Source organism: Algoriphagus sp. oki45 (genome assembly GCF_036245605.1).
Taxonomy (GTDB): Bacteria; Bacteroidota; Bacteroidia; order Cytophagales; family Cyclobacteriaceae; genus Algoriphagus.
Genome location: NZ_BTPC01000002.1, coordinates 250,082 through 262,653, shown reverse-complemented (window position 1 = coordinate 262,653; position 12,572 = coordinate 250,082). Strand labels below are relative to the sequence as shown.

The following is a 12,572-nucleotide window of genomic DNA, read 5'->3' as shown; positions in this document are numbered from 1 at the left end:
TTTTGCGGAAGAGAGAGATCATTTTTCTTCTAGGTCGTCTGCTTGACTGAAACAAGCAAGTCGGTTTTTGAAATCGGCAATTGACGGATTCTAATACTCGTTGCAGCAAAAATTGCATTGGTCACTGCCGGAGCTATTGCAGGAGTTCCGGGTTCACCGGCTCCACCCGGAGGATGGTTGCTGGTCAGGATATAGGTTTCGATTTTGGGTGCCTCATTCATTCGGGTCACTGGATAATCATGAAAATTGCTTTGCGCAACGGCTCCGTTTTTGATGGTAATCTCGCCCGACATAGCTGCTGCCAGGCCATAGATAATCCCGCTTTCCATCTGGGCGACAAACCCATCCGGATTCACAGCGATTCCCGGATCGGCCACGCATACTACCCGATGCACTTTCACTTCTCCATTGGTTTTGATCTCTACCTCCGCAACTTCTGCCACAAGGGATCCGAAGGAATAATGGATGGCCACACCTCGTCCCCAATTTGGAGGAAGGGGTAAATCCCAACCTGATTTTTCATATACCGTATCCAGGACCTTTTGAAATCGAGGCTTGGAACCTGTCAGCTTTTTTCGATACTGCAAAGGATCCATCTGGGCTGCATGAGCCAACTCATCGATAAAGGATTCCGAATAAAAAGCATGTGTGGAGTGATCCACAGAGCGCCAATTCCCCCAAGGCACAAAGGTCTTGGGACTGGAGAAGTGAATTAATTGGTTTTCTACTTCGTAGGGAATGTCAGCTGCCTCCGGCGGATGATGTTTAAAAATAAATTGATTTTGGTAGGCTATGGGATTTCCGGAGCCATCCAAGGCGGCCTTCATCCGGCTGATTCCTGCTTCACGGTAGACATCATGTTGGGTATCTTCTTCGCGTGACCAAATCAATTTTACCGGGAAGTCTACCTCTTTGGCAATTCGGGTAGCTTGAAGGACTACATCGGTTTCGGATCTTCTTCCAAATCCTCCTCCCAACAGTTGGTTGTGGACGGTGACTTTTTCCTGATCCAGTTGTAATTCTTCTGCGACTGCTGCTGCAAATCCCAAGGGATTTTGGCTTCCGCACCAAATTTCAGCCTCTCCGTTTTTCACCCAAACGGTGCAGTTCATAGGCTCCATGGTCGCATGTGCTAAAAAAGGAACCTGGTATTCCGCTTCTATGATTTGCGCCGCCTGATCAAAGGCAGGTCCGACTTTACCGGCTTGATTGTGTATTTCCAATTCGCCTTTTTCCAATGCTTGATCCATCTCAGCCCGGTAGCGAGCTAAAATATCTTCTTGGCTGATGAGCTCATTCTCACCGGATTCATAGGTGATATTGAGGGAATTGAGCGCCATTTTGGCTTGCCAGTACCCATCTGCAATCACTGCGACAGCATTTCCCAAATTGACAATTTTGATCACTCCGTTTTTGCCTTCGACAGAGGTATTTACTGATTTGATCCGATTTCCAAAAACCGGACTTGCGGCTACTGTGGCGTATTTCATTCCGGGAATATTCACGTCGATGGCAAATTTGGCCTCACCGGTGACTTTCGCAGGAATGTCAAATCGGGGCTTTGAAGTGCCAATGAGTGTAAAATCCTTTGCTTCTTTAAGCTTGGGATGGGAAGGCATTTTTACCTTGGCGGCCTCAGGGGCTAGTGCACCATATGTGATTTTTTGGCCAGAGGACGCGTGAGTGATTTCACTATTTACCGCCAAGAGTTCGTCCACAGGGACTTTCCACTTAGCTGCTGCAGCTTCTAGCAGCATGGATTTGGCTGCAGCTCCAGCAATTCGCATGGCGATTTGACCTGTGAATCTAACTGAGGCCGAACCTCCTGTAATCTGGAAATTCATGGATTTGACGGCAGTCAGAAATACTCCTTCGATGGTTTGGTCCAGAAACTTTGGAAAATCTTTGTTTCCGGCAACAAAACCTTTAGCTACTGCATAGTTTGCATATTCCTTAGCGGCAGGGGCTTCTTCAAATCTGATGGTAGACCAATCAGCCTCCAATTCCTCAGCTAACATCATTGCCAAGGCAGTATGTACTCCCTGACCCATTTCCGCATGAGGAATGATGGCTGTAATGGTATTATCAGGGGCGATTTTTATCCAAATCGTTATCAGTGTTTCCCCTTCTTTGGCTACCATGCCGGCGACTTTGGAGGCTCGGTTGCCCGGACGGATGGCAATTCCAAAAATGACTGCACCTCCTGCCAATACTCCTGCTCCTATAAATGCGCGTCTAGTCCACTTTTTCATAGCTCAAAAATTAAAGGATGGTCTTTTGTTGAATAGCTGCAGATGCCTGTTTGATGGCTGCGCGGATCCTGCCGTACATCCCACAGCGGCAGATATTTCCAGACATGGCTTCGTCTATATCGCTGTCGCTTGGGTTAGGGTTTTCATTGAGCAAAGCTACTGCTGACATGATCTGACCCGATTGGCAATACCCGCATTGCGGAGTTTGAAGCTCGATCCAGGCTTTTTGTACTTCATGAAGAACGTCCGGCTTGGGAGCGATTCCTTCGATCGTGGTGATGCTTTTTCCTTCTACTGAAGCAGCAGGAGTGATGCAAGACCGGACAGGTTTGCCGTCCACATGGACGGTGCAGGCTCCGCACTGCGCTATTCCACAGCCAAATTTCGTTCCGGTCAGTTCACATTGCTCGCGGATCACCCAAAGCAGAGGCATTCCGGAAGGTGCTTCGACTTGATAGTCTTGTTGATTGATGGATAGGGTGATTTTTGGCATAAGGCAATAAATATCAATTTATGAAAATAACCAGATGGGTGAGGTTAAGTTTTTGGGGGGTATTGTCCATTTTTTATCCCTTCGGTTTTGTTGACTGCAGTAAGAATTTATTCGATTAGCCTCGTCGTAAGCAATGAATCGATTTTTTCTGCTTGGTCCATGCCTAATTGCATTTTTTGAGCCATATCCAGTTCTATGGCGCCTAGAATAATGATCCGATTGATGAAAACTCCGTTTTCGAGCTTTTCCATACTTACAATTTCACCTGTACTCAGGTCCATGGCTCCTTCGAGCCAACTAAGAATAGAGGCAAATTTGTAATCAAAAGAGGTTTTTGAGGCCAGTTCCAGCGCTTGATAAAGGTCTTTCATTTCTATGAAATCTGGAATTAACTCATTCTCCCCCAGCTGCGACGCATTGAGGTATCGGATGAGGTATTCCTCGGAGAAGTCGACTTTGGAAATGTCCAATAGTGAATTCAACTGAGATTTAACTATTGAGTCCCGATTAGGAACTGAAGAATCAGTCAAAGCATTGACCATCTCCAAAAGATTTTTTTCCACATTTTGAAAATACCCGACGTTTTGGCGAAAAATATCCAAGTTGTACTCGTTTTCTGTTTTCACCTGTTGGAGAAGTACCCGTTCGGCTCCTTCAAGCTTTCTCTGTTCATTAAGACTATTTACTCCCAATGCGATCAGGATTCCTATGACTACTAGGAAAATTTCTCCCAATGCATAGAGCAAATACCGGGTGATCCGGTTTTCCCGAAGAAGTTGTTGGCGGATTTTGCGGAAAAGTGAAATCATTTTTGAGAAGGTAAAGCCACAAACAATTGGGATTGGAGTAGCCAAGTGCCGGATTTCTTGGTCCATTGAGCTGAATACTTACCTCCCACCACAGGCTTCTCAGCCCCTTCCACATAGCCTTTCCATGTTCCAGTTTCCCAAGCCAGTTGAGTTTCTGGATTAATGATCACCTCATCGGGAGATCTTACCCAATACATCTTGGGACCCTTCAAGTTTTGGATATATTTGGTAAGTTTTTTTTTACCGGAAATCAAAGTGCCTGTACCGGTGGTAATCAAGGCATCTTCCGTCATGAAGGTATTGTTCTTTTTCTCGTCAAAGTCTCTTAATGCCTGATTGGAAGCTTGCCTTTGGGCAAGAATAGCAAGTCTTTCCTTTTCCTGGCTGAAACCGGAAAAAGAAAGCCCAAACAGGATAATAGTTAGGAACTTGTACCTAAATAAAAGGCTAAAAAAAGTCAAGAAAAAGCGGGATTTTGGGAAAATTTGGTGAGTTCTCATTCCTTTTTCCTTTTCTCTTCCAAATAGATATAATGACTGTTGTCCTGTGGTCCCCTGACCACCAGGCTAGGAGGCAAGGACCCCAATTGCTGTACAGCCAAATCCATGGTCCGCATCATCTGAGCCAACTTTTCAGGATTTTCCTTGGCCAGATTGGTGGTTTCTCCGGGGTCAGATTTGAGATTGAAAAGCAGGGTGTCATGAGCAGCTACGGCCTTCATGCCCCTACTCCCTGCAAATCCAGCAAAGGGTCTTTTCACCTTCCAGTCCCCCAATCGGTACCCTCTCTGATCAGAAAGCATGTAGTAGATAAACTCATCGCCTTCCCGCATGCCGTTTTCGAAAAGAACAGCACTCAGATCTTTGCCGTCGATGGCCCGATCTTGAGGAATTTCCGCACCGACCAGTTTGCAAAAGGTAGGGAACCAATCCATCTGAGTTGCCAAGTCCTCATATACCTGTCCGGGATCGATTTTCCCCTTCCACATGGCTACAGTCGGTACCCGCACTCCCCCTTCAAAGGTAAACTGCTTTCCCTCCCGCAGCGGTCCTGCCGAGCCCCCATGGTCTTCCATGACCAGCCAAGGGCCGTTGTCTGAAGAGAAGACAATCATCGTATTTTCCATCAGCCCTTTCTCTTCCAGTTTCTTGAGGATTTGTCCCACACTCCAGTCGATTTCCTGGATCACATCTCCATAAAGCCCTCTTTGCGAAGTCCCTTCAAACTCCGGGGAAGCATAGATCGGCACGTGGGGCATATTGTGCGCCAGATAGAGTAAAAAAGGCCCATCCGCTGCCTGATCGATAAATTCCAGAGATTTTTGGGTGTAGGTCTTGGTAGTAAACCGCTGATTCACGGAAATAGAATCGATCTCGTTATCCTTCAGATAGACCACCGAAGTCATGTCATTGCTGTATGGGATACCATAGTAAGAATCAAAGCCTTGATTGAGGGGTAGGTATTTTTCCATGTGGCCCAAATGCCATTTTCCAACATGGGCGGTTTGGTACCCTTTCTCTTTCAGGATTTCGGCAAAGGTGATTTCCTCGGGGGCCATTCCGGTCAGGCTTTCCGGGAAAAAAACAGCATTGATTCCCATTCGTTGCGGCATTCTTCCGGTCAAGAGTCCAGCCCTTGAGGGACTGCACACAGGAGAGGCGGATAGGAAAGAAGTGAACTTGATGCCTTCAGCTGCTATCCGGTCAATATTCGGTGTAGCGATGTCGGTTGCTCCAAAGCATCCCAAATCCCCATAGCCCAAGTCATCCGTGAAAATGAAGACAATATTGGGAAGTTGGTTTTCTTCTTCTGCTTTCCCTTGTTTTTGACTACAAGAAAAAGTCAAGAGTAGTCCAAAAATCAACAGTAATGATCTCATGGTCAGTTATGATTATGTTCCAGCCTATGCTTTTTCAAAATATCCTCTCCAAAGTCATTTCCATTTTCCCTGAGGATAGTGTGGATGTGATTGGCATTGTCAAGAAAGCCTACGTTGTCGTATTCGATGAGGAAGTCCGGACTGTGAATGACATAGTAGTGAGCCTTCATCGGCTCATAGCTACCTATCCACGCGAAATAGACTTCTCCCATCCCACGTGCATGAAGTTTGGCCAAGTATTCCTCTGCCTTTTCTTTTTCCAAATTCCCGATGTATTCTTCAATCAGGTAGTGAAGGATTTTTTGCTGGCCTTCATTTAGTTCAGACCCTTTGATGCCTTGATAGCTTTCCAGCCATTGAGGCCGGTCTGGACTCGTGATGATGTCTTCAGGGACTTTGTCTTGGAGGGTAGCCTTGGCTTTTTGGCCCTCATCCAAGGCATTGATCAGCCAAAAGCCATAATCTTCTTCCTTGCTCAGTGGGCGAAGCCCAGCATATTGGGTGTCTTCCACCACGGCAGGATCAGAGCCTAAAAACAGAGGAGTCATGGAAAATTGATCTCCGGCTACTGTAAGGTTGAGCGAGAGGTGATGGCCTTCAAACTTCAGGCCCCAAGCATCATCTTGGGCCGGATTGCCGGCGATAGCTACAAAGTAATTTCCATAATCCCAGTTTAGACCTCGGATCATTTTGATTGCATTATCATTGATTTGTCCCCGGGAATATTGGATCTCGAATAGCTCATGAAGTATGTCGTCCACCTGCATGATGGCGAAAGTTTTCAAGTATCCTTGGGAACTGAGCAGAGCGCTCAAAATCTTGTGGAAAGCGATTTTACTTTTTTCTGAAAGTTCACCATAAGCCAGTCCCGATCGTGGGGCAAGCCCAAGAGGCAGATTGGTCCAATTTGTCCTTGCACTATCAGTAAACGAAATAAGAACCGAGCTTTTTTGCTCTTCTTCAAGCGTTTCTACAAAGGCTAAAGTGGCGTTTTTTACCTGTCCTACAGATTGGCCCCAAGAAGGAAGTGTCGAAAGGCAAAAAAGAAGCAGAATGAGAGATTTTTTAGTCATTGGATAAAAATGAAAATTTAAAACAATCTAATATAGCAGAATCTGATATGTATCTCTTTCCTACTCTATAAGTTAGCGTTTAAATTGGACTTTTCTACTAATCCTATTGAAAATCTACGTCAAAAGGGTAAAAAATCAGTAAGCGGTTGAACTTAGAAATCTATATGGCTTATCCTAAATTGGAAAATGGATGCTATTCTTTCAAAAGGACTGTTTTTTATTCCTTTTCTTCTAGGTAACTTGAAGCCAACAGACTTAGTAACTGAAATGAAAAGACAAACATTTACTTTCCTATTCTTCCTTCTTTTTAGTGCATTTTCAATTGCCCAGCAGACTGATACCGAAAAGCTAAAAGAAGGAGTTGATTCCAAAACCTTCGTGTTTGAAGCCCGTCAGGCCTCAGGTGCAAGGGGGAGAATGATTCAGCTTGACCCGGGATACACTTTGGATGTGAGTTCCAAAAAGGTCATCGGTGACTTGCCGTTTTTTGGAAGGGCCTATCAGAGTACACCCGGAGCAGATACAGGACTGAAGTTTGATTTTTCTGAGTTTGAGTATGAAGTAAAAGACCGGAAAAAAGGAGGTTGGGATATTACTATTTCTCCCAAGGAACAGAGTGATGTAAGGTCGGTCTATCTTACCATCCAGAAAAACGGAAATGCCAGCCTGCGCATCATCAGCAACAGCAAAGACTCCATGTCCTACACCGGATTTATCAAGTAAGGAAATGAATGTCCTAGGCTTTTCCTTTTTGATTAATCAATAGACACTCTTCATTCTCCAGTTCGGTTTCTATCGTGTAGTGCTCAAAAGGATACTGCTTCATGATTCTTTTCAAATCGCTTTTTACCTTCTGAATCTTGTCTATTTCGGAGATGGCACGGAGTCTCACATGGGTGGTAAAGACATGGTGCTCTCCATCCAGGGACCAGATATGGGTATGGTGAATGGATTGCACTTGTGGAATTTGAAGGATTTTCTGCTCGATTTCTGATTGATCAATATCCAAAGGATGACCCTGAAGGAAAAGAAAGAGGGTTTCCTTGAGTCTTTTTCCCACGTTCCAGAGAATATAGCTTGTAATCAGCAAGGACAAAGCCGGATCCAAGTAAGGGTTGGGGAAGAAAAGCAAAATCACTGATACCAGCAGAACCGCCGCCCATCCCAGGACATCTTCCAAAAGATGCCAGGTAATCACTTTTTCATTCAGGGTTTTTCCTCCGTGTAGTTTCCAGGCTGCGTATCCGTTGACAGCCACTCCAAGCAAGGCAAAAAAGAACATGCCCTGAGCATTTGAAGCCTCAGGAGAAAGGATCCTTAAAATGGCTTCCCGGATCACAAAGACCGAACCCAGGATAAGAATCAGCGCATTGATCAACGCGCCCAAAAGGGAAAATCTGCGGTAGCCAAAAGAAAAAGTCTTCGAAGGGCTTTTTTTCGAATAGCGCTGCAGGTACCATGAAGTCCCCAAGGAAATAGAATCTCCCAAGTCATGAATGGCATCCGAAATGATTGCTACACTATTCACCCAGATTCCCCCAAAGAATTCCAAAACGGTGAAGGCCAGATTCAGGAAAAAAGCGGTCCGGAGGTTTTTCTCCGAGGTATCTCCGTGGTGATGATGATGCCCCATACTTCTTTGGGATTATTGAGTTAAAGCAGGAGGCTTCCGGTGTAAGGTCCCCTGTTCGTATGCATACGTCAGACGAATCAAGGTCGGTTCTGTCCACATTTTCCCCAGGAATTGGAGACCAGCCGGAAGTCCCTTGGAAGTGAATCCCATCGGAACGGTAAACGCAGGCTGCCCGGTATGAGGGGAAATAATCTGGGAATTATCACCCTTATACTCTTCCTGAAACCGTTCGATCAGGGCAGGAGGATGATTCCAGCTGGGATAGATCAAAGCATCCAACTGGAGCGAGTCCATGACTTTTTCAATCGCTTCGCGAAAGGCAATCCGCTTCAGGTCGGTAAATGGGTCTCCACAGTCCTGATCCATATTTTCGGGTAAGTTGGGCTCCAAAAACCTCTGCAGCCCATTTCGCGCATAGTCTGACTTAGTGCCCACTCGGATCACATCTTCCAAAGTACTCATCGTGTCCCGTTTGACATAGTCTGCCAGAAACTTTTCCAGATCCTCACGGAAAACAGGGCACCATTGATTTCTGCGAAGTGAATCAAAGTTTTCCACTTCCACAGAGTCAATCAGAGTCGCTCCAAGAGATTTCAAGTCGGCAATGGCTTTTTCGAATAGGCCAGATATCTCCGGATCTGGATCTGCTTCACTCAGCGTGCGGAAAACGCCGATTTGCGCGCCCTTCAAACCGTCTTTTTGAAGCGATTGAAGATAGTCAGCCGGAATTTTACCCTGAGAATTTGCAGTGATGGGGTCCTTGGGATCGGTGCCTGCAATCATCTGAAGTATTCTAACGGCATCCTCGACAGTCCGGCACATCGGCCCGACTACATCATTTCTCAGGTAAAGCGGCACGATTCCTTCCCGACTGACCAAGCCCAAGGTGGTGCGAAAGCCCACCAAAGCATTGTGAGAAGAGGGTCCGCGGATGGAGTTTCCAGTATCAGTACCCAACCCGATGGTTCCAAAATTGGCTGCAACTGCGGCACCCGTGCCTCCGCTCGAACCCGCAGGTACGTGATCGAGATGGTAGGGATTTCGGGTGGTGCCAAGGGTAGAACTTTCCGAGTGCATGGGGCTGAAAGCCCATTCGGCCATGTTGGATTTGGCCAAGATTATTGCTCCTGCATCCTTGAGCTTTTGGATGATGAAAGCGTCCGTCTCGGGATAGAAGTCAGCCAAAGCCAAAGCTCCGGCGGTGGTCGGAAGTCCAAGCGTGTTGATGTTGTCTTTGACGATCAGGGGAATGCCATGAAGGGGCCTGAGCTTTCCCGTTTGAGCAAACTCCTCATCCAAAGCCTTGGCCTGTGCAAGCGCTTCGGGATGAATAAAGGAAATAGAATTGGTCAGGGAATCCCAAGATTGAATTCGATCCAGGTAAGCCTGGGTGAGTTCTTCCGCAGAATATTCCCCATTTTGATAAGCCTGATGAATCTGGGAAATGGTCAATTCCTCGAGATGGATCGTCTTTTTTTCGGATGTCTGGCATGCCCAAACCAAGCCCAAGAGTAAGAAAGCTAAGATTCTATTCATGGGGGAATATAGCTTTCAAAAAGGGCATTTTCCAGTAAGCTTAGAAAAGTAAAATCCTTGACTCGATCACCTCATCGGCGGAGGGGGTGTTTTTTTCCTTTTCAATAGCCAAAACAACAGCCCCGTGATAATCAGGAAGAAGGGCCATAGGTTCAGGATGAAAATAAAAAACCACTGAAGATTGGTCCATCCGTTTTTCAGGCTGTCGATGGCTTTGCCGAAAAAGCCAAACTCCGTTTCCTTTTCCACAAAGAAAGACACATTCAATGTGCTGAGCGAAACCCGATTGCTGAGGTAATTGAGTCGACCCTGCATGGATTCGATCTCTCCCCGGACATTGGCCAGTTCCCGCTCGAGCTGGAGGATTTCATCCACATTTCGGGCTAGTTTCAGAAGCTCGGTGTATCGATTTTCGAGCTCTTTTTTGGTTTTCAGTCTGGCCTCGACGTCGATAAATTGCTCGGTGACGTCCTCGGACCGGATATTGGAATTTTCGATTTTGACTGCATGGGATTGGATTTTCTCCAAAAGAGGGTCCAATTGATCGGAAGGAATGCGGATCGTCAGGCGTTTCTCACTTCGCTCTCCGTAGCTGTTTTCCGATTCATTGGAGATAAAGCCCTTCGCTGCTTTGACTTCGGCTTTGAGAAAAGCATCGGTTTCTTGAATGTCCCGGCACTCGAAATAGATGTCGCCCTCCCGGATGATTTTTCGCTCAGAAAAATTGGATTGGGATCCATCCTGATCGATATCGGGAGCATCAGCGACTTTCTCATAGGAGACGGACGAAGAGTCTGTGTTTGCCAAGTTCAGGGTATCCTGTGTGCCACAGGCGGCTACAATAAAGCCGAAAAGAAGGGGCAGTTTGGTGAGTAGAAGCTTCATAGCGTGGGGGTTTGCTCTAAGATACAAACGAAGCCATGGCTATTTCTGCTCTATTTTGAAGAAAATTTAACGTCTATCGATCCATCCAAGCTTTCAGTTCGGCCACCTTTTCCCGACTGACCAGAATATCCGAATCCGCGCTGTGGATAAGCTTGATTTTCAGCCGGCTGTTGGAGTAGGTCAGGACTTCTTCGATGGCGTCGATATGGGAGATGTATTTTCTGTTGAGACGAAAAAAGGTCTCCGGATCCACTTGGGACTCCACCTGCTCCAGAGTCGAGTCCAACACGTATTTTTTTCCTGAAAAGGTCTGCAAAAAGGTCACCCGCTCTTCGCTGAAAAAGAAAGCGACTTCCTCTACGGGAATACTTTGAATCTTCTCTCCGAATTTGACCAAAAACCTGCTTTTATAGAGTTTTTCTTTAGGTTGAAGCAGGCTTTTAATTACCTCCAGATCCAAGTTTGGTCTCAGGTTTTGGGAGCGAAACTTTTCCACTGCCCGTTCCAGATCTTTGGGATCGATGGGCTTGAGCAGGTAGTCGATGGCATTTACCTGAAACGCCCGGATGGCATACTGGTCAAATGCCGTGGTAAAAATGACTGGTGAGCTTACTTTTACTTTCTCAAAAATCTCAAAGCTGATCCCGTCAGCAAGCTGGATGTCGCAGAAAATCAGCTCAGGTGCCGGATTTTCCTCCAACCAACGCACGGCTCTGCTGACGGTGTCCAAATCTCCAATCAGCGTAGCTGAGGGAAAATACTCCCTGAGCATCCGGATTAGCCGATTTGCAGCGGGCTTTTCGTCTTCGATGATCAGAATATTCATGTGATTTTAATTTGATTTTTTAAGGTCACATGGAATCTTCGCATGACGGTTAATCATTTCTTTGTATGACTTTGAAAGGGTCATGCTCGATTTCATGCCGTGATTTTCAAAAGAGGAAGTTTGACCAAAAATTCATGTTCTGTTTGAAAGATTTCCGGAATCCGATCACTCAAAATGCGATACCGGGATCGGATATTTTCCAAGCCCACTCCAGTGGAGGGCTCAGTTTGGCTCGTTTTGGGTTGAAAGGTATTGCTTATCCAAAGCTCCTCTCCCTTTTGCAGGATAGAAATGAAAAGAGGGTTTTCCTGAGAAGCGATGTTGTGCTTGATGGCATTTTCCAGCAGAAGTTGCAGGGAAAGCGGGGGCAAAAAGAACCCTTTGGATTGAGCCACATCCAATTTGAAGTTGAGGTTTTCCTCAAACCGAATTTTCTGAAGCTCCAGGAAATTGCGGGCAAAATCCAACTCTCTGTCCAGTTCGACCAATTCCTCCTGCTGTACATCGAGCACATAGCGGTAGATTTTGCTTAGCTTTTGGATGAATGCCGCCGAGCGATCGGCATCTTCATAGACCAGGTTGGAGAGGGCATTCAGCGAGTTGAACAGGAAATGTGGGTTGAGCTGGTCCTTGAGACTTTGGTATTGGCTGGCGAGCTTTTCGGAGCGGAGCTGCTCGGCTTCGATGGCGGATTTTCGCCATTCCATCAGCCAGGACCGAGTAGTGAAAATCGCCATGAAGATCAGGGCAATTCGCATGGGGACAAAGGTAAACTCCAAGATTCCGTCCCAAGGTATTCGAGCCAAGGTAAACTGCCCATCTATCCAGGTGTACAGGAAAACGATCACAAAACTTGCCACAAATGAATAAGCCATATAGGTGATTACCGTGGCAAATAGGCGCTTGACCGGATGATGAATCCAAGAGAGCCTCGGGTCCCAAAAATCCTCCACCCTACTGCCTCCAAAGCTCAGGGCCATGGATACCACAAAGGAGAAAATAAACTCTGGGATGATGCTGATGATTCCTTCCAGGCTGACTAGGCAGGAAGCACAGAAATACACTTGCAGGGCGAATGCAATTCCCAAGTTGATCAAAAGGAATTTGCGAAGGTCATTCCAAAGTCCTTTTTGTTCTTGACAGTCAGCAGTGGTGGAGGTCATGGGGGAAGATAGGAAAAAGGGAA

General features: G+C 46.3%; 12 protein-coding genes. 1 reads left to right on the top strand and 11 read right to left on the bottom strand.

Translation table 11 applies throughout. From position 1 onward, the window contains the following. Positions 1–29: 29 nt before the first annotated feature. The 6 genes from AAA942_RS10665 to AAA942_RS10640 all read right to left on the bottom strand — a co-directional run bounded on the left by AAA942_RS10665 (position 30) and on the right by AAA942_RS10640 (position 6,506). Entirely contained in the window at positions 30–2,252 is a 2,223-nt protein-coding gene (locus AAA942_RS10665) for a xanthine dehydrogenase family protein molybdopterin-binding subunit (protein ID WP_338220256.1), read from the bottom strand. 10 nt (positions 2,253–2,262) lie between these two features. Beyond that, a complete protein-coding gene (locus AAA942_RS10660; RefSeq protein ID WP_338220255.1) occupies positions 2,263–2,745 on the bottom strand; it encodes a (2Fe-2S)-binding protein in 483 nt (160 codons plus the stop codon). 107 nt (positions 2,746–2,852) lie between these two features. Continuing rightward, a complete protein-coding gene (locus AAA942_RS10655; protein ID WP_338220254.1) occupies positions 2,853–3,554 on the bottom strand; it encodes a hypothetical protein in 702 nt (233 codons plus the stop codon). Beyond that, a complete protein-coding gene (locus tag AAA942_RS10650; RefSeq protein ID WP_338220253.1) occupies positions 3,551–4,015 on the bottom strand; it encodes a nuclear transport factor 2 family protein in 465 nt (154 codons plus the stop codon). The genes AAA942_RS10655 and AAA942_RS10650 overlap by 4 nt, the downstream gene beginning before the upstream one ends. Positions 4,016–4,050: 35 nt before the next feature. Then, entirely contained in the window at positions 4,051–5,433 is a 1,383-nt protein-coding gene (locus AAA942_RS10645) for a sulfatase family protein (protein ID WP_338220252.1), read from the bottom strand. A 2-nt stretch (positions 5,434–5,435) separates the two neighbouring features. Continuing rightward, positions 5,436–6,506, bottom strand: a complete 1,071-nt coding sequence (locus AAA942_RS10640; protein WP_338220251.1) for a DUF3500 domain-containing protein — start codon at positions 6,504–6,506, stop codon at positions 5,436–5,438. Between the two features lie 267 nt (positions 6,507–6,773). On the opposite strand from AAA942_RS10640, the gene AAA942_RS10635 reads away from it, so the two are divergent. After that, complete coding sequence (locus tag AAA942_RS10635; RefSeq protein ID WP_338220250.1) at positions 6,774–7,229, top strand: DUF4251 domain-containing protein; 456 nt, start codon at positions 6,774–6,776, stop codon at positions 7,227–7,229. A 13-nt stretch (positions 7,230–7,242) separates the two neighbouring features. Here the strand turns inward: AAA942_RS10635 and AAA942_RS10630 are convergent, their stop codons facing one another. The 5 genes from AAA942_RS10630 to AAA942_RS10610 form a co-directional block, all read right to left on the bottom strand. Continuing rightward, the gene (locus AAA942_RS10630; RefSeq protein ID WP_338220249.1) at positions 7,243–8,139 is read right to left on the bottom strand and encodes a cation diffusion facilitator family transporter; all 897 of its coding nucleotides are present in this window, start codon (positions 8,137–8,139) and stop codon (positions 7,243–7,245) included. 12 nt (positions 8,140–8,151) lie between these two features. Beyond that, positions 8,152–9,675 (bottom strand): amidase, encoded by a 1,524-nt coding sequence (locus tag AAA942_RS10625; protein WP_338220248.1) that lies wholly within the window; start codon positions 9,673–9,675, stop codon positions 8,152–8,154. A gap of 66 nt (positions 9,676–9,741) precedes the next feature. After that, positions 9,742–10,560, bottom strand: coding sequence for a DUF4349 domain-containing protein (locus AAA942_RS10620; protein ID WP_338220247.1), 819 nt, complete (start codon positions 10,558–10,560; stop codon positions 9,742–9,744). Positions 10,561–10,633: 73 nt separating this feature from the next. Continuing rightward, the gene (locus AAA942_RS10615) at positions 10,634–11,386 is read right to left on the bottom strand and encodes a LytR/AlgR family response regulator transcription factor (protein WP_338220246.1); all 753 of its coding nucleotides are present in this window, start codon (positions 11,384–11,386) and stop codon (positions 10,634–10,636) included. A 92-nt stretch (positions 11,387–11,478) separates the two neighbouring features. Then, the gene (locus AAA942_RS10610) at positions 11,479–12,549 is read right to left on the bottom strand and encodes a sensor histidine kinase (protein ID WP_338220245.1); all 1,071 of its coding nucleotides are present in this window, start codon (positions 12,547–12,549) and stop codon (positions 11,479–11,481) included. Positions 12,550–12,572 lie beyond the last annotated feature (23 nt).